Origin of the sequence: Sulfuriroseicoccus oceanibius, assembly GCF_010681825.2 — a bacterium.
Classification (GTDB): domain Bacteria; phylum Verrucomicrobiota; class Verrucomicrobiia; order Verrucomicrobiales; family SLCJ01; genus Sulfuriroseicoccus; species Sulfuriroseicoccus oceanibius.
The window spans coordinates 943,643-962,366 of record NZ_CP066776.1 but is presented as its reverse complement, the minus strand read 5'-3'; the positions used below and the strand labels follow the sequence as shown (position 1 = coordinate 962,366).

The window sequence follows — 18,724 nt, the reverse complement described above, 5'->3', positions numbered from 1 at the left end:
GAGCTGAATATGCCCTCATTTCGCACTTTGCCAAGCAGAAATTCACACGGATCGCATGGTTCTCGTACTCAAGGGATTAAAACGGAAGTTTTCCGCCACCTGGCAGGCCGGGGAATCCACCGCCGCCCATTCCCATCTGCTTCATCATGCCCTTCATCTTGCCTTTGTTCTTCATCATCTTGCGCATCATGGAGAACTGCTTCAGCAACTGATTGACCTGCGTCAGGTTCGTTCCGCTACCTGCGGCAATGCGCTTGCGACGCTTGGCATTGATGATCTCAGGACGTGAGCGCTCGTAAGGTGTCATCGACAACACGATCGCCTCGATGCGCTTCATCTTACCGTCGTCCACGTTGATGTCCTTGAGCTTCTTGCCCACACCTGGAAGCATGCCGAGGATATTCTCCATCGGCCCGAGCTTCTTCATGAACTTCATCTGCTGCAGGAAATCATTGAAGTCGAACTGATTGCTCGCCAGACGCTCTGCCATCTTCATGGCGTCCTTCTCGTCCACCGCTTCGGCTGCCTTTTCCACCAGGCCCACCACGTCGCCCATGCCCAGCATGCGGTCCGCCAAGCGGTCCGGCACAAAGGCCTCAAAGTCCGCAATCTTCTCACCCACACCGGAGAACTTGATCGGCTTACCGGTCACCGAGCGCATGCTCAATGCCGCACCACCACGGGCGTCACCATCAAGCTTGGTCAGGACAATACCGGAAATCCCCACCGCCTCGTCGAAGCGCTTGGCCACGTTCACCGCCTGCTGACCTGTGGCCGAATCCGCTACCAACAGCACTTCTTTGGCCTGAAGGAACTTCTGCAAGTCCTCAAGCTCGCGGATCAACGCATCGTCGATCTCCTGACGGCCCGCGGTGTCGAAAATCATCACCGTTCCGTTCTGCGTCTCCGCCCACTTCAGCGCCTGCTTGGCCACTTTGATCACGTTCTTCTCATCGCGATCCGGGGTAAAAACCGGCACGTCAATCTCACGCGCCAGAGTCTCCAGCTGGTCAATCGCCGCCGGACGGAACAAGTCACAAGCCACCAGTAATGGACGGCGCCCTTCTTTCTTCAAGCGCAGCGCCAGCTTGGCCGACGTCGTGGTCTTACCCGCACCGTTCAAACCGACCATCAAAATGCGCGCTGGCGGCGTGAGCTCCAGCGGAGCCTGGTCGCCACCGAGCAACTCGGCCAACTTGTCGCGGAAGATTTTGACAATCTGCTGCCCCGGCGTCACGCTCTTGAGCACCTTCTCACCCATCGCCTCATCGCGCACACTGGAGATGAAGTCACGTGCCACGCTGTAGTCGACATCCGCCTCAAGCAAGGCGAGACGCACCTCGGTCATCGCGTCTTTGATATTGCGCTCGGAGAGTTTCCCCTGGCCACGCAGGTTCTTGAAGACGCCTTCGAGTTTGTCGGAAAGTTGGTTAAACATAGTGAAAATCGTTGGGACCGACGGAGCGTGAGGAGATTTCCCCAGCCGTACTGACACGGGGCAACATGCCCTAAAACCCGGTTCCGTCCAGCTCCTCGGTCAAATCGCGGGCGGATTCCTCATCCACCACCGGCTGCTCCGCGAGCAGGCTGGCAGTGCGGTCAACAGTGAAGCTCCAGCGCAGCGGCGGCTCGTAGCGATCGCTCTCGATCAACTTCCAGCTCAGATAAACCGCCACGTCGGTCGCACGCAACCGGCGGCTCATCTTGTACGTCACCAGCTTGGTCTCCGCATCAAAGTGAGGCTCGACCTTGCCAAATCCGGAAATCCGCATCACCAGCGACTCGGGATCCACGTCACCCACCTGGGACAAGTCCGCGCTCACCAGCGGCTGGCGATCCGTCACCACCTCCCCGTCCGCCGGCACCAAATGCAGGTCCGCCTTTTCAATCCGCGACCCGTCGGCAGCCGCCAACGATTTACGCCCCAGCGGGATCCCACCAAAAGTCGTCGCGTTGTCGAAGGTGTACGGTTTGTCCCCATGCACCACATAACGATGGATTTCATGGTTCGGCGTGTCGAAAACCACCTTCGCCGGGTTCACTGTAAACAACGCCTCATACCCCGCCTCGTTGGCGGCCTCCAACATATCGTCGGCATAGTACCCACCCGGGTAGGCATAGACCACCGGCCGCACGCCGATCTCACGTTCCAAAACATCCGCGGTCTCAACCATCTCCTCACGAAGGAACTTCGCGTAAGCCTCCTCGCCTTTCTGCCTCTCGGCCCGCACTTTGCTCACGTATGGGTGACTCTTGCTGTGGCAGCCCAGCGTCATCCCATTGGCGATCATTTCCTTCACCTGCTCGGCCGACAATGTCTTGCCCAGCCCGCCGAAAAAGTTCGTGTAGATGAACGTGGTGAACGGAAACCCAAACTCCTTCAGCACCGGGTACGCTTCGGTATAAACCGACTTCCAGCCGTCATCGATCGTGATCACCACGCTCGGGTTGGGAATGTTGATCTCACCACGCTTCCACGCCAAAAAGTCCTCCATCGAAACCACCGCCACCCCGGAGTCCGCCAGCATCTGCATCTCCTCGCGGAAACGCGCCGTCGTCGTCATCATGTCCGTCGGCTTCGCACTCGAGGAAAAGCGATGGTAGCCCAGAATCGAAACCACCACCGACTTGTCATGCTGGAACACATCCTCCGCCTCGGGCTCCTCCTCGGCATGATCATCCACAAACGAATCCGCCGACAACGCAGGCGACTCCTCTGCCAACGGCACCTCAACCTCCGCCGCCACCTCGTCGGATGGTTTGTCACAACCCACCACGGCAAACGCAAGCAACGACAGCGCCAGTGCGCGTCCGCACGACACGCTCCCACTCATCCAGACTGGTTTCCGCCAAATCATCTCAATCATGTAAATCCTGTCTAAAACCCCGCATCGGCTTGGCTAAAAGCGCGGTCAACGTTCCGCGCTGTTTGTTTCATGCCTCGGGCAGATGCGCAATCAGATTCGCTGCTGTGACCAGACGCTCTGGCTCAATCAGCCTGCCCCCGGCATCAAACCGCACGCCCTCGCGGGCCAACAACTCGACCTTGCGCCGCAGCTGCTCGCCGCCGGTCTCTCCAAGATACCCGCCCAACGAGCCATCCGCACGCACCACCCGGTGACACGGCACGTCCGGCGCGTATGGGTTCGCCCGCAATGCCTGCCCCACCGCCCGCGCAGACCCGCATCCAATCGCCTTCGCCAATTCACCGTAACTGGTCACCCTCCCCTCCGGAACCGCACTGCACGCCGCATACACCCGCCGCGCAAACTCAGTCACTCGCTCTGATTCCTCCATCATGCCCCCAACATGCCCGACACCCACCGCTTCGCGCAATGGCCACACTACGGGATTCTTGAAATGGCTCTCACACCTGTGCCCATCCGGCTGCGCCTCGACCGAAACACGACACACTCTCGACGTCCGAACGGCATCCGCCCCCCATCACCCTCCCCCCTTTGGGTTCTTTGCGTGAGCCTATCCTTCGCTGCCGGGCCAAGGCGAAGGATTGCATCCACCGCGGCAATCCCCTACCGTGCCCGCGATGAAATATTGGCTGATGAAATCCGAGCCGGACGTCTTTTCGTTCGATGACCTGAAGGCGTGCAAGAACCAAACCGAGCCATGGGACGGCATCCGCAACTACCAGGCGCGTAACTTCATGCGCGATGAAATGAAGGTCGGTGACCTGGTCTTGTTCTACCATTCCAACACAAAGCCGCCGGGCGTGGCTGGCATCGCTCGAATCGTAAAGGAAGCCTACCCAGACCACACCTCGTGGGATCCGAAGTCGAAGTACTTCGATGAAAAGTCCTCAGCCGACAACCCACGCTGGCTGATGGTCGACGTGCAATGGGTCGCCGAATTCCCCAACTACGTCAGCCTCGACGACCTCAAGGCCGACTCGGAGGAAGGCGGACCGCTCGACGGATTGCTCGTCACCCGACGCGGCAGCCGCCTCTCGATCACACCAGTCGAGGAAAAGCACTTCCTGCGCATCTGCGAACTCGGCGGCATCGACGCCGCCTCGCTCTAGCCCAGCACTCCTCTGCTGACAACTCAACGCCCCCGACCGCCGGCATCACTCTGCCTGCGATCGGGGGCGCTTTTGTTTCAAGACGGATCGGACCGGACGCATGCGCAGCACCTCACCGGGCAGGGTCGCTGCGCTCCGATTCAGATTTGGATCACAATAAGGATAATGACCACTGCAGCGACACGGCTCCGTAACTCCAGATCGAAGGGTCGCCTTGGCGTAACCAATGGGGATTGAGTGAGGAGAATCAGAGATGAAGAATGTGATCTTGGCGGGATCTTTTTGAGTGATGCAGCGTTGCTCGCCGATCAGGCAGCCCGCATCGCAGTTCGCGCCTTGCCTCACTCGAGAAAGCTCTCCGCCATCCCGCCAATTTGACCGCTCAAATAGTATTAGACCGCCCTTGCAGGGCTCGATGTGGGGGCGGGCGTGATCCCATGGCTTCGCCATGGGCTATGTTGGGGCGCGCCTCCGGCGCTGGGTGGGATCCGAGTACGTGGGCTGGGGGGCATTCGATGACGTAGGACGAGCGTGGAGCCGCGGGGTGATGGGGACTGGACGAGAGAGAGCACCGGAGGTGCGGACTAACACAGCCCACGGCAACGCCGTGGGGATTGGCGGATTAAGCGATGGAGCCCTGCAGGGGCGGTCCAATTGGAGATTCAAGGAACTGGTGGCGGACCTATCGGGTATTCCCCCCCCTGGGATAAATCGCCGACCTAACCGGGCCGAGCTTGCGATGCCATCGGAGCGAGAAACCCGCCCCGATGGCCGCACATTCCAGCGGTGACATGCGTTCCATCGCGTGCCGTTCCACTTATTTCAGCGAATACACGCCCACGCCACCATTGATCTGCTCGTCCGCATCCCCTTCGTAACCGACAATCACCATCGGCTCACCTGTCGGGCTGTCCGACCCATCCACCGCGATCACGCTCTCCGGACGGCGCAACCCTCGATCGAAGTCGTTGAGGTACCCGACCGGCTTCGGTGACTCGGGCGCGGTCAAATCCACCACCACCAGGCCATTCTGGCGTTCCATTCCAACCACGGCTAACACGCGGCCACTTGCCGTCTTCACCACAGCAACACCTTCCGGCTCCGGCCCCTTGTCATCGGAACGCTTGTCGAACGCCTCAGGATCTCCACCGTCGTTGGCATTGTGACGCGTCGGGTCCACTTCGGCCAAATACGCTTCCAACGACCCGGTATCGCCGGCCAACTCCAGCGTCTCCGCCGCCGGGTCAAAGCGCCACACGGAAAGTGACCGCGTCCCCGGCATCACCAACTTCTCCAACGCGTTGTCACCATCGGGATCGGAGTCCGGCACGGACACCCGCAACCTACCCAATGCCTTCTTCCCCATGTCGACCTCAATCGCGTCGCCCCCCTGGTCCTCGCCCGTGAAATCCATCACGCGCGCACGATCCCCATCATCCGGCCGGAAGTCCCCTTCGTTAGCCGACACCAGATAAACTACTCCGTCCGCCTCGTACGAAGCGATCGCATCCGGCATCGGCAACCCCGCAACCACCTTATCAATCGCCACCTTTTTGTCTTTGTCGGAAGCATCGATGGTTTGCTCCAGCAAACCCAGCGAATGCACGCCCTGCCATGCCCCGGCCTTCAGATCAAAGACACCGATCGCGTTGTTTTCCTGCAAGCTGACAAATGCCAAATCATGGCTAGCAGATACCGTCACGTATTCCGGTTCGATGTGGGCGCTCTCGCGTCCGCTCTCGATTTTCGCATTGTAACGCAACCGCTCGAGTCCATTCACTCCGTCGAACGCTACCGTCCGCGCCACAGCCTCACCGCCGCCAATCACCCCGCGCACGTCGATCACACTGATCGAACCATCCGCATCCGCCGGGGAGTCCACCACGAACTCCCCCTCGTTAGCGACCAACACACGGTCTCCTTTCGGGCAGAAAGTCACCATATCCGGATGCACGCCCACGGCCGCGGAACCAAGCACTTCGCCTGACGAGACGCGGAAGAAAACCACTCGCCCCGCTCCGGGGATCCCATCACTGTTCTTGGTCGCGTTCTTCACGCTCGCCACACCCAAATCGACATCCTTCGGATGCAACGCCACCGAAGTCACACCCCCAAAGGTGAAGCCCCCCGCTGGCTGGCTCCCGAAGTAGCCTACAAGGTCGACTGCAGCCCCGGCTACAAATTGCCCGGAAGCGAAACGATAGCTCCGCACGCCACCAGCCACCTCGGAGGTCACAGCCAGACGCTGCATTCCTGGCGAATAGGAAACCACCTCCCCCTCGTTCATTCCCAGAGCAATCACCTGCTCGGACTTCAGGCTCTCGGCATAGCCAAGCGTAACCAACGGCGACACAGCCGCCACAACAAATGGAAGATAAGACTTCATGGATCTCGATCGTTCAAAATTGAGTTGCTTGGATTTGTTCCTGCAACGCCACGACCGTGCATCCATGCCCACACCACCGGCAATCAGATCATCCCGAAGAATCCGTCACAATCCGACGCCAGCCATGACCACCAATTCCACGAAGTTCCCCTACATTTGCCTCGGATTCTACCTGCTGGTCGTCGCGCTCTGCGCCATCAACCCACACGACCTCACCGTCTTCTTCGCCGAGATCATCCCAATCTGGGTCATCGTAGGGCTCATCATCTGGGCGTCACGCTACCATCGTTTCTCTAACACAGCCTACGCCCTGATGACCGTGCTGCCCGTTATGCACACCATCGGTGCACACTTCACCTTCGAGCTCGTCCCATTCGACTGGGTCACCAATACCTTCAACTTCGAGCGCAACCACTACGACCGCGTAGGCCACTTCGCCGTCGGGTTCTTCGCCTACGCCATGGCGGAGGCCGCCGCCGCCAACCAACTCGTGCGCACCCGCACGCTGGTACTCGGGCTCCCCGTAGTCACGGTGCTGGCAATCGCCGGCCTCTACGAAATCCTCGAATGGATCTGGGCCATCAACGCTGACCCCACCGCAGGAGCCGCCGTACTCGGGTCCCAAGGCGACATCTGGGACGCCCAGAAAGACATGCTCGCCGACACACTCGGCGCCGTCTTTGCTGTCACCCTCTTCGCCGCACTTCCACGCAACAAGCCATTGCTAGACAAAGCAAAACAGCCGCTAGATCAACCGCAATAGATCCTACCAGACCGTTTTCCATCTCGTCCGCCCCCGCATCACATCGCTCCCCGCGCCCGGTCCGCCAGGTAACGGTTGGCCAGAGCCACCGGAAAATCGTGAGCGGTCGCGTCCACTAATGGCACCCCCAGCGCATCCATTTCCGCTGCTACTTTGCGCCGCTCCGCCACATACAAATGTGCCGCCGCCGCCCGCACACCATCAGCAGCCGAACCCACCGCCGCGTTGCGCATCTCCTCCACGCGCTGCTCACGCAGTGAAGCCACCACCACGTGATGTTTCTGCTTCAACACAGTCAACGGCCGTAACAACTCGCGCGGACTCTCCCCCCGCAAATTGGTCAGCATCACCACCATCGCCCGACGCTTCTGGCGCACCATCAACTGAGTTGCCGCCTCATCGTAATCACTCGGGCTCATCGTCGTCTCAGCATTGAACAAATGGTTGAGCAACCGCGGCATCGCCTGCACGCCCTTTACCGGAGGGAGCCAGTTCACGCCCTCGCCAAAGCCCAACACGCCAACCTGCGTCCCCTGGTTCAGCGCCACGTACGCCACCAACAAAATCGCATTGAGACAGTGATCAAATTGCGGCAGCCCGTGATCCATCGCCCGCATCCGCCTTCCCGAATCGAGCATGAAGATCAAGGTCTGGTTCCTTTGCTCTTCGTATTCCCGGCTGATCAAGCGATGGAACCGCGACGTCGCTTTCCAGTCCACCGTGTTCAACCCATCGCCGAGCTGGTAGTCCCGCAGCTGCAGGAACTCGCGGCTGGCACCTGCCCGCCGCATGTAGCGCAGCCCCATCTCATCGCGGCGAGAATCCATCGCCAACAACGCCATGTCCAACACCGGTTTGTAGTTGGGATACACCTTCACCACCTCCTCATCTCCAACCCACAGCCTCCGCTGCCACAACCCGAGCGGGGAATCCACCATCACACACGCCCGACCAAAAGGCACCTCGCCGCGCTCATCAAAACCGATCTCATAACGCACGTGCAAATCCTGCGCCGGCGGCAGTTGCCCATGCCAGGGGAAACCTTCGACATCCGACCGATCCGGCACACCGTCGAACAGCTCGATCGCCAATGTCCGTCGCCCGTCCTGACGCAATACCAAGCCCACCACCTGCCTCACACCCAGCGCAAACCGCCCGGGCAATACCCGCCGCATCTGGATCGACGGCGTCATCTTCCACGCCGACAACAAATCGACCGCCGCAACCACGCCCAACACAGCCAACAGGGCGTAGCCGTAAAACATCGCCCCGGGCACTGCCACCAGCACACACGAGATCCCGACCATCAAGGTCGCAAGGATCAGCAATCGACGCCCGGGAATCATCGCACTTTTACAATCGAATCCAGATTAAACCCGAGGCGCCGGCACTCCGGCCACCACATCCTCAAGCACCCGGTCCACCGACTGCCCGCTGATGGTCATCTCCGGCGTCAGTTGCACCCGGTGACGCAGCACCGCCACTGCCGATGCCTTGATGTCGTCCGGAATCACATAATGACGCCCCGCCATCAACGCCCGCGCTTTACCCACCCGTAGCAAATCAATCGCCCCACGAGTACCCGCGCCTAACGAGAACGCCGGAGACTCACGCGTCGCTCGCGCAATCGCCACACAGTAGTCCACCACCTCCACCACCGCTTCAGTCGAAGCCGCCGCATCCTGCGCCGCCACGATGTCCGCCACACTGCACACCCGCTCGACCGCCATCGCAGCCGTCCCACCTACTCCAGCCATCTCGCGCACGATCTGCACTTCCACATCATGCAATGGGTAGTCGATCACCAACTTCATCAAAAAGCGGTCCAGCTGCGCCTCCGGCAGCGGATAAGTCCCCTCATGCTCGATTGGGTTCTGCGTGGCGAACGTCATGAACGGCCGCTCCAAAGTGTAGCTCTCCCCTTCGATCGTCACCTGCCGCTCCTGCATCACTTCGAGCAATGCCGCCTGGGTCTTGGCGGGAGCGCGGTTGATCTCATCCGCCAGCAACAAATTGGTGAAAACCGGACCCCGGCTCACGCGGAAGGATTGGCTCTTCATATCAAACAACGAAAAGCCCGTAACATCCGATGGCATCAACTCGGGCGTAAACTGAATCCGGCCGAATTCCCCGTCGATCGCCTGAGCCAGCGCCACTACCAGTCGGGTCTTACCCAATCCAGGCTTCCCTTCCAGCAGCAAATGCCCACCAGCCAGCAAACCAGCCAACACATCATCCAAAATGGCTTCCTGGCCGATGAATGCCTTGCCGACCTCACTCCGGATTGCCTGCAACATTCCGGCAACACGCTGCCGTGTGTCGTCACCGTGGCGCGGCTCTACTGACGGGGCATCACCGACAGCCTGCATTTCTGGGTTGGAATCAAATGTACTCATAACAAGCGAATTACTTTTTGAAGATTGGAAATAGCCAGCAGCATCGGCTCACTCTCAGCGCCCGCTTCAAGCGTCAGCGCGGCGCGGATATCGTCGGCGCTGACCTCGCCACGGATGCGTTCGGAAATCGAGCCTGAATCCGGCATTTCAGGAAAAACCAACATCTGCCCCGTCGCGGTGCCCCAGCGGGCCAGCAGTTCGCGCTTCATCCCCTCAAGCAGCTGGGCGCCACCCTTCTGGCTCCATACAAAATGACCGAGCCCCTCGATGCGCTCGCCAAAATCAGTCAGCGCAACCTCAGGCGCGGCGAGCACCGGCGCACGACGCGTCATCCGGCGCCACAACCACAAGACCAGCGCAAGACCACCAGCCACCACAAGCAACGATCCTCTGCGCCACACCATCCCGAAAAACGATATCCCGCCATCCTCAACCACCGCAATCCCGCCGTAATCCGACAAATCCATCAACGCCATCAACAAGTGCGCGTGATCCCCCTCCGCAAGAAACCGCGAACGGAATGGCATCGCATTGGCAACCACCGTCAGCCGCCCAGCCAACGCTCGCCGCGTCACGATCAACGCCGCATCGCCGTCACCCTCCACGGACTCAATCACCGGCTCGGCACGCACACAGCGCACACCAAAATCCGCGTCAGCCGCCACCTCGAATGTCTCGCCCCCCAGGGAATAACGTACCGGCGCTTCAGCCGAAAACTGGATCCCATCATCCAGCTCAATCCCAAATTCATCCAGAAGCTCGATCAACGCCGTGTCACGGATATCCTCCGCCTGCCACGATCCTGCCAATGCCCGGTGGCCCTTGCTGAAGTCATTGAGATAACGCTCGCCGCCGTCCAACAACAACACCAGATGCACATCATCTCGTAACAACCTACGCAAGCGGTTCACCGTCGCCTTGTCCGCGACCGAAGACGCGCGCACAAACATAGTCCCGTAGTGTTTGTCGTTAACGAACACCGAACGCAACCGATCCGTCGGGCCATACCCCGCCTCCTCGAGCACCCGACTCGCCGCCAAAAACGGATAGCGCCGCGCCTTACCCGTATACCCAAGCTGCTCCTCCTCCCACTGCCCATCGCCACGGCAGCCGGCAAATAAAAACGCAGCGAGCACCACAAAGCCCGCAAGGCATCGACGCCACACGCTCATTTCGCACCTCCCATCCCAGCGGCCACATCGCGCCGATACGGCCATTGGTCACACCATTGCTCAAACTCCGGTGCCTCCGGAATCAGGCCCGCATAAACCGTCGCCATCCAGCCATTGGTCAACGAGCGAAAGAACGCCACTCGCGGATCCCCCGGCAATTCGCTCTCGATCCGCCGCAAACAATCGCCCTCGGTATCACTTTCACGGATCTCGACGTGCCCTTGCTCGATCATCCAGCCAATCCCCGCCCGATAGAGCAACCCCATCGCTTCCACGAACTTCTGCTCGTTCCATAAACGACGCGCCTCCGTCACCACATCATCCGGCAAACTTTCCGGACGTACCGGCATCCCGAGAAACGACTCGACTGCCCGTCGATCCTCAGGCTCAGCCACATCCGGCACACTCCCTTTCCAGCGCGCAGCTGCCCGGATCATCAGCCACAAAACGAACCCGACAACTGCCACGACCACACACCAAAAGCCCACCTTCGCCAACCCCGCCAAGGGCGACGCGTCAAATGACTCCCTCTTCCGTTTCTCAGGCTCGTCCGGCTTCCAAATCTTCACCGTCTTCACCTCGAACGCATCCTCCTCGGAAACCTGCTGCGCCAACTCCTTCGAATCCCGTGCCGTCCACTCGCCCTCATCCCACGATTGCCCCATCCCGGACCCCACACCCGACAGACCGAATAGCAACGCAGCGAACAGACCAATCAACGCCGACCGAGATCCCCCAACCACCTTCGAAACCGGAGCCATCTGCTCACTCAACCGCGCACCCAGCTTGCGGAACTCAAGCTCAATATCCCACCCTTCCATGATCGAGCGCACGTTCACATACACCCCAAATCCACCGCCCACATAAAACGGCTCCACCAACGAAACCGCCACGATATAGCCAACCAACACCACCTGCAGCAGAGGCACCAACATCGTCGGGTCCGAGTACTCCAGCAAAAGACTCATCCCCATTGAGAACTCATCCGCCAGGAACTCAGGCAGCAACATCTGCCCGACAATCAGCAAACCGATCAACATCGACGACTCGATCAAGCTGAACACCCACATCACCGAGCCCGCTCCGCTACCCACTCGCCGGATTGCCTGAATGCGTTCTTTCCTCGCCTTCTTTTCCTGTGCCCCCTCAAGATCCACCACCGGCAATAACAAGGCGCCACACATCGACATTCGGTTGGCAATGGTGAGAGCAAACACATTCCGCACCAACATTCTGGGAAACGCCCGCACCACTTCGCGGATCGGCGGGACCTCGCCAAACAACCCGCGACTGATGACATAAAGCGGTACCCGGTCCATCAGCGGCTTGGTGAACCAGATCGCAAAGAGCGCCCACCCCGGATAGTTCCAAAGCACAGCTGCCATCATCAGCCACAGCGGCAGCACGGTCAGAGCCCACGCCCCAAACACCGGCTTGGCAAACCGCCGGACCAATGCCACACCAAGGTCCACAGCTTCCAACGTCCGCCGCGGCCGCATCACCGCATTGATATCAAACAGGTTCATCGAGGCAACGCCTCCTTTCCGCGACCAGCCAATAAAAAGTACGCCACAAGTAGCAACCAACCCGCACCACCAGCCCAGTACTTCGCACTGACCGGCACATCCTGGGCAGACCAGAACCCCTCGATGAACGCCGCAAAGAACGTCATCAAACCCGATCCATAGATCATCGGCAACGCCCGCTTCGCCGCATCCGCCAAAGCCACTCCACGCCTCAACCGACCTGGAAACAAGATCCCACAACCGATCCTCAGGCCAGCCATCCCGGCAATCAACATCCCCACCATCTCCAACGAGGAATGCCCCACCACAAATGAGTAAAACTTCTGCGGATCTCCCGACTGATGAACCCACCCTGTGAACGCACCCAAAAACACGCCGTTGAACAACAAAAAGAACAACGTCCCGACACCGGCAAGCAACCCGCCCGCTACCATTTGAAAGTCGATGCGTACGTTGTTCCAAACATAGAACGCCCACATCATAAAGTTGGAGTCAAACTCACCTCGAAACGTCTCCAAATCCGCCCCTTTGCCATACATCTTCTCGACGCTTTCCATTCCATCGGCTCCCAGGATCGCGTGGGCCCATTCACTGTCATTGCCCACCGCAAGTGCCGCCCACACAAACGGAATCAAAAACACCAAGGTGCTGATCCAGAAAAGCCGCCACTCCTTCCTCACCGTGGCAGGAAAACCCGCCGTCAAAAAATACCAAACCTCAGCAGCAGACGACCGTCGTGGTTTGCTGAAGAATCGGCTTCCACGGCTGACCAACGCATTCAAGCGCTCGCACAGTTCGGCTCCGTACATCCGATGACGAGCCAATGCCAAATGATGACAGACCTGTGAGAACGTCCGCGACGTCATCACCGCATCCCCAACCACCGAGCGCTTCTCAAGCACTTTAAGATCCTCCTCAAAGCGCTCCCACATCGCACTGTGTTCGTCGATAAACTCTGGCTCTTTCATCGTCTCAAATCGCCTGATTAACGCTTGAACCACGCATTGTACGAGACCAACCGCCGCACGCCCTCGACTCCCGACGCCCGCGTCAGCGGAGTCACCAAGTTCGCCAATTCTTCACGCCGCTCGTCGGTCCAGATCCCCGCCCTCTCGACAAAATCCGTCACAGCCCGCTGCTCGGTTCGCGTCAGCATCACCGGCGGCACCTCTGCCGGCAGCTCCATCGGCGGCGCCACCTGCCGCAACATCGCCGGGTACAACTTTTCCTGGTCGGTATAAATCACCAACGTCCCAGCTGCCAAGTCGCCCAACCGTTGCGACCGGCCAGACAACACCATGCTCGCCACTCCTACCAAACTAAAGACCGCAGGGAACGTGTCCACATAACGCAGGAAATTCCTCAAGATCGACTGCCCCAACGTGATCGGTTGCCCCGACTCCTGCACGACCCGCAAACCCACCGACTTCTTCCCCGGTGTCACGCCGCCACGGAAGTACTCGAAATACACAAAGTAAAACCAATCGGCGAGAAAGCTCCCCACCAAATAGATACCAATCCCCACTCCCTGCCCGAACAACCACATCGCCGCCAACGCCACCGCACCAACGATCAATGAGATCAAAAACACACGAATCAAAGTATCGATCATAAACGCGTGAGCCCGCGCCACCACACCCGCCACCGGCAACTGCACTTCCACCCCTTCCGCCAACTCGACCACCTGCAAGGTGTCGATCAATGGCTGACTTCGGGACGGGGATGCTGACATGAGCGTTGATAACAGAGAGGATCCGCATGACACGCTAGTAGGACGCCCCTACCGAACAAGCACAAAAAATCCCCCGACCCAAAATTCACTCGGACCGGGGGATCTATGAATCAAATATCTATCAATCAGGTATTAGAAGAATGGGATACCTGGCGGTGTACGATCCGGACGATAGTCACCATCCGGCAAACGACGCGGCATCTTGTACTGCGGCTTGTTCACCAGAAGGAAGGCGAACGGGTCACCGCCACGCAACTTCTCCTCGTTGTACAAATCCCAGAACACCTCGACGTTGCGACCAACACCTTTGCCGTCAAACAATCCGATGCGGCTGCCCATGACATAGTAGAAGTACTCGGAAACGAGACGCGCCTCGTCGGTTGAGACCACATGGTACCACCCGCGGATGTTGTACTCTGGATCTTCCTTGTCGAGCGTTCCACGAGCCTTGAGCATCAAGCCACCAAGCACGCTGTCTTCGGTTTCAGCGAAGAACTCGGCATAGCGCTCGAATTCAGAGAATCCATTGCGCAAGATCAGCTTGAGCAGCTTGGATCGAGCTTCCTCGGCATGTCCACGAGGCAAACTCTTGGAAACTTCGTTCGCGAAGATGATCTGAACTTCCTTGGTGTTCAGAGCCGCTCCGTTGATGGTTCCTTCCTCCAACGCCAACTCATATTCCTGAGCGCTGGCGAACATCACGACCATCGAGCCATTACGCTCAATCTCGTTGACCACCGGACCGTTATCAGCGATGCCGTCTTCGTCGTTATCGATGTACTCGGCAAGGAGGTCACCCACCAAACGCATCTTTGCGTCCGGAGTGCCAGCTGTTGCATAAATCGGCACGCGGAAAACATTCATCTGCTTGACCACCGCCTCGGCGATCTCATCAGGCACATTCGGCTCAACCGGAATGATCTCGAATGGATAGTCAATCGGGTCAATCGGAGTGGTGTCACCGATCGGCTCTTGCCTAAACGCGGACACACCGTCAACCACAACAGCGTACTCCTGAGCGGTCACCTCGGCATCAAACTCGCTGGCAATCACCAACACGGTGTACTCACCTTCCTCTGGATTAGGAATATAGACCTGCTCAATGTTGTCCACCTGGTTGTCACCCGGAACCGCAGGATCCTCAGGGTTCTCAAGATCAAGCACCCATGGACGGAAAACTTCACCTGATGGAGAATACACGCGCAAGTCGAGGTTGTTCACCAGTGTGCGTGTCCGGTTGTTACCACCTTCAAGCTCTTCACCAGGAAGGTCGAGCCAACTGAGAGTGATCTTCAAAGGGCCTCCACCATTCACCTGCGCCTTGTACTGCGTCAGACGGTAGCCGTTTCCAATGTCAGTCAAGAAGACACGACCTTCGTGGATTGGCTTGCTATCTCCCGGAACCAAAGTCGAACGCTGAAGCGCAATGAAATCAGAGGCTTTCGCTGCGTCGATCAATCCGAAGCCGTAGATGTAGTCAGGACCGAAGTTACCAAGATCGAAAGCGGTATGACAAAGCAACGCCTTCATGGTGTCCGCACGCAATGCGCCGCCAGCTCCGGAGGTGATCGCCTGCTCCTGCAGCAAAACGATGGCACCAGCAGCACTTGGTGCGGCCATACTTGTACCACTGTAGCGGTCGTAGGCATCGTCGAAGTTGGCAACCGGTGACAGAACGCCTGTACCATTTGCCACGACTTCCGGCTTGATCCGCCCGTCATCGGTTGGACCTCTCGACGAGAAGCGAGCAATCCGCACTTTAGCTTGCTGGCGCTCACCCTTAGGTGAACCAGTCGAACCAAGGAACTCAGTGTCCCCGTCATCTTCAAACTCTTCTTCGTAGCCAGCCACGCCATCCGTGGCAGCCCCCACGGTCAGCACGTTCTTACCCAATCCAAGTGCACCACCGATAGAATCATAACCATCGCGAGCCTGCACACTCTCTGGGTCCAATGCCGGGTTATAATCCTCAACGATTGCGATTCCAAAAATATCTTCTGGATCGATGATCGCCCAATCGTCGCCAGGCTCAGGCCCTGGCTGATCACCGTCGTTACCTGCAGCAATCACTGGAAGATAGTACTTACTATTGTACACCAGAGCATCCACTAGAGGCGCACTTTCAATGTATCCACCGTGCTTTGGATCGAAACGGGCAGGCGGGTCATCCCCTAACCAAAGATAAAGTGGATCTTCCGGCGTGTTGATATTTATAAAGCCACCGATCAATCCATACGAGTGGTTGGACACCAACAAATCAGTCACACCACTGAAGCGAGTCGTCCCAGCAAGCGCCAGCATCTCCCCCAGATCGTTATCCCAATCATGGGCCATGATCGTGACGTTCGGAGCCATGCCAAGAGCCAACTCTTGCACCCCGCTCGCACCAATGGTCCCTGCTACGTGTGTTGCGTGGTTGTCCAAGTCATCCGGCAGATCCACCTGAGTGACCCGGCCATCGAGTTCGACGTGGGTTGCCAACACACCACCAGCGTCCCAAACACCTGCCAACAAACCGGCTCCAGTCAGATTCCGCTCGGTCCCCTCACCGATCATATGGACGCCCTGCGTAGTACGTGAGGTGTAGTTGAATGCGTGGATATAATACGGCTTGCCATTGCTATCAAATCCTCGCAGCTCGAAGCGATGCCCATCTTTGGTCACGCCCTCGGTTCGCAAGCCTTGGGCACGCGCCAACTCATAGGTCTTGAATTGATTCTGATCGGAACGCTGTGCGATCTGCTGCCCCTGCAACATCTGCGCCGCCAGGTTGCTCAGGTTCATCTCAAACCCTTCGCCGAACACTTCGGGCAACTGTGACAACTGCTTGCGGAACTCATCAGCGGAGTAGGCTGGCGTTACAGAAGCATCAAAGAACGGAGACTCCTCCATGACCTTGGCTTTCAGTTCTTCGCGCGCCTGCTTCGCAGCGTCGTCCCCAGCACCCGAGGCTACCGCAGCACCGATTCCCGCGGCAAACGATAGCGCCACTACCCCTTTATCAAAAAGTCTCCAAGATCTCATGATTCAAATAAAATTAACCAGTTACATCCGCCCGAGCAGACACCGGCACCGCGCCACTCTCCACAGCCGGAACTAGCAATGCAAGCACAATTCCGCCAACGAATACCACTCGCCAAACATTTGAAAAAATCTGCACAGCCCAACACCCCGCGGTGACCTCCATACTGCTAGTACCGCCTCCAAAGCGACGGCATGAACAACACCAACACCGCAAACATTTCCAAGCGGCCGAGCACCATCAGCAAGGACATCAGTACATAGCTCGCACCGCTGAATCCAGCGAATGTCTGAGTCGGCCCCACCTCCGAGATCCCCGGACCAATGTTAAACAAAGTCGCAATCGCCGCGGTAAAGCAGGTGTCGAAGTTCTTCCCCGGCTCAAACAAACTCAGCAATACGGTACCGGCAACCAGAGTCGCCCCCACAATCGCCACATAGAACGGCACGCTGCGCGCCGCATCTCCTGCCGGATGTTTGTTGAGGAAAATATTGAAAACCTGCTTTGGACGGAACGACTGCACCACCTCCTGGCGCATCATTTTGAAGAACAGCACAATCCGCCCGACCTTGATGCCACCTGCGGTACTTCCGGCACAGCCGCCCATCATCATCAAGACCAACAGAATCGCCACGGAGAACGTCGGCCACTGGTCATACCCGAGCGGAGCCGTTTCCGCCGTGCGCCACGCCGAACCAAACCCCGTCGTCGTGATGATGGAACTCACCATGAACAACGCATCATAAAACGCATCCTGCGGCGCACCGTAGTACGGACCCGCCTCACGCTGCATACCGCCGAACCACAAGTTGGCAGCAATTGTAAGCGCCGAGACCAACACGATGATCAAGAACCACCGACCTTCCTCTTCGCTCCGGATCCGGCTGGTTCCCTTTTTAATCACCGCGGCATAGAACAAGAAGTTCATGCTCGCCAGCAACATGATCACCACCAGAAACATCTCGATCGGCGTACTCTGGAAATGACCAACCGACGAGTCATACGGACTGAACCCACCGGTCGAAACCGCGGTAAACGCATGCGCCACCGCATCGTAGATCGACATCCCCAACACATTGAGCCCGACAATCGCCACCGTCGTCAGCCCCGCATACACAATCAGCAAAATCCGCGCCGTGCGGCGGATCTGCGTCTGCGACGCCTCGCCCAACCGCAATGACGACTCAAAGCGGAACAAACTCTTGGAACCCACCCCCAGGTAGGTCAGCAACGCCACGAACAATACCAGAATCCCCAAGCCCCCAAGCCACTGCGTCGTGGCACGCCATAACAACAACGACCGCGGCCACTCGGATAACGATGCAATCGTCGTCGAACCCGTCGTCGTGAACCCGGACATCGATTCGAACACAGCGGCAGCAGGAGAAAGCGACGGTGAGGAAAACAAATAAGGCACCGCCCCAAACACCGCCGATAAAATCCACCCGAATCCTACAACCACCACTGCCTCTTTCCTCAGAATCTCCACCTTGCAGCGCGCGCCCAAGAGCAACAACACCACCCCGCTCAGTGCGGTAATCCCCGTCCCCATCGAAAGCGCATGCGCCCCGTGGTTCACCACACCGTGCCACTTCTCATACCAGGCAAAACCGGCACAGCACAACATCGTGAAGCTCAACAAGAGCAACAACGATCCAAATATCTTCGATAGCAGGCGGTAGTTCATCGGA

The 18,724-nt window shown here is 58.5% G+C and carries 14 protein-coding genes; 2 read left to right on the top strand and 12 right to left on the bottom strand.

Annotated features, from left to right (window positions below):
- Nucleotides 1–76 precede the first annotated feature (76 nt).
- From ffh to G3M56_RS03675, 3 genes are all read right to left on the bottom strand, one after another.
- The gene (gene ffh, locus G3M56_RS03685; protein WP_164365029.1) at nucleotides 77–1,438 is read right to left on the bottom strand and encodes a signal recognition particle protein; all 1,362 of its coding nucleotides are present in this window, start codon (nucleotides 1,436–1,438) and stop codon (nucleotides 77–79) included.
- Nucleotides 1,439–1,508: 70 nt separating this feature from the next.
- On the bottom strand, nucleotides 1,509–2,867 hold the full coding sequence (locus tag G3M56_RS03680) for a polysaccharide deacetylase family protein (RefSeq protein ID WP_164365028.1): 1,359 nt from the start codon (nucleotides 2,865–2,867) through the stop codon (nucleotides 1,509–1,511).
- Between the two features lie 67 nt (nucleotides 2,868–2,934).
- Nucleotides 2,935–3,345, bottom strand: a complete 411-nt coding sequence (locus tag G3M56_RS03675) for an MGMT family protein (protein ID WP_235203573.1) — start codon at nucleotides 3,343–3,345, stop codon at nucleotides 2,935–2,937.
- Nucleotides 3,346–3,544: 199 nt separating this feature from the next.
- Here G3M56_RS03675 and G3M56_RS03670 point away from each other — a divergent pair, with 199 nt between their 5' ends.
- Nucleotides 3,545–4,036 carry an EVE domain-containing protein gene (locus G3M56_RS03670; RefSeq protein ID WP_164365026.1) on the top strand — a complete coding sequence of 164 codons (492 nt, stop codon included), beginning with the start codon at nucleotides 3,545–3,547 and terminating at the stop codon, nucleotides 4,034–4,036.
- An 817-nt stretch (nucleotides 4,037–4,853) separates the two neighbouring features.
- Here the strand turns inward: G3M56_RS03670 and G3M56_RS03665 are convergent.
- Entirely contained in the window at nucleotides 4,854–6,422 is a 1,569-nt protein-coding gene (locus G3M56_RS03665; protein ID WP_164365025.1) for a choice-of-anchor I family protein, read from the bottom strand.
- Between the two features lie 124 nt (nucleotides 6,423–6,546).
- Between G3M56_RS03665 and G3M56_RS03660 the strand changes: the two genes are divergently transcribed.
- Nucleotides 6,547–7,185, top strand: coding sequence for a DUF2238 domain-containing protein (locus tag G3M56_RS03660; protein WP_164365024.1), 639 nt, complete (start codon nucleotides 6,547–6,549; stop codon nucleotides 7,183–7,185).
- 38 nt (nucleotides 7,186–7,223) lie between these two features.
- Here the strand turns inward: G3M56_RS03660 and G3M56_RS03655 are convergent, their stop codons facing one another.
- From G3M56_RS03655 to G3M56_RS03620, 8 genes are all read right to left on the bottom strand, one after another.
- Nucleotides 7,224–8,531, bottom strand: coding sequence for a DUF58 domain-containing protein (locus G3M56_RS03655; RefSeq protein ID WP_164365023.1), 1,308 nt, complete (start codon nucleotides 8,529–8,531; stop codon nucleotides 7,224–7,226).
- Between the two features lie 24 nt (nucleotides 8,532–8,555).
- On the bottom strand, nucleotides 8,556–9,581 hold the full coding sequence (locus G3M56_RS03650; RefSeq protein ID WP_235203572.1) for an AAA family ATPase: 1,026 nt from the start codon (nucleotides 9,579–9,581) through the stop codon (nucleotides 8,556–8,558).
- Complete coding sequence (locus tag G3M56_RS03645; RefSeq protein ID WP_164365022.1) at nucleotides 9,578–10,753, bottom strand: DUF4350 domain-containing protein; 1,176 nt, start codon at nucleotides 10,751–10,753, stop codon at nucleotides 9,578–9,580. The genes G3M56_RS03650 and G3M56_RS03645 overlap by 4 nt, the downstream gene beginning before the upstream one ends.
- Nucleotides 10,750–12,279 (bottom strand): DUF4129 domain-containing protein, encoded by a 1,530-nt coding sequence (locus G3M56_RS03640; RefSeq protein ID WP_164365021.1) that lies wholly within the window; start codon nucleotides 12,277–12,279, stop codon nucleotides 10,750–10,752. Before G3M56_RS03640 ends, G3M56_RS03645 begins: the two co-directional genes overlap by 4 nt.
- Complete coding sequence (locus tag G3M56_RS03635) at nucleotides 12,276–13,247, bottom strand: stage II sporulation protein M (RefSeq protein ID WP_164365020.1); 972 nt, start codon at nucleotides 13,245–13,247, stop codon at nucleotides 12,276–12,278. The genes G3M56_RS03640 and G3M56_RS03635 overlap by 4 nt, the downstream gene beginning before the upstream one ends.
- Before the next feature lie 17 nt (nucleotides 13,248–13,264).
- Nucleotides 13,265–14,011 (bottom strand): RDD family protein, encoded by a 747-nt coding sequence (locus G3M56_RS03630; protein WP_164365019.1) that lies wholly within the window; start codon nucleotides 14,009–14,011, stop codon nucleotides 13,265–13,267.
- A 132-nt stretch (nucleotides 14,012–14,143) separates the two neighbouring features.
- Nucleotides 14,144–17,035, bottom strand: coding sequence for a S8 family serine peptidase (locus G3M56_RS03625; protein ID WP_164365018.1), 2,892 nt, complete (start codon nucleotides 17,033–17,035; stop codon nucleotides 14,144–14,146).
- A 167-nt stretch (nucleotides 17,036–17,202) separates the two neighbouring features.
- Entirely contained in the window at nucleotides 17,203–18,720 is a 1,518-nt protein-coding gene (locus G3M56_RS03620) for a TrkH family potassium uptake protein (RefSeq protein WP_164365017.1), read from the bottom strand.
- Nucleotides 18,721–18,724: the final 4 nt, after the last annotated feature.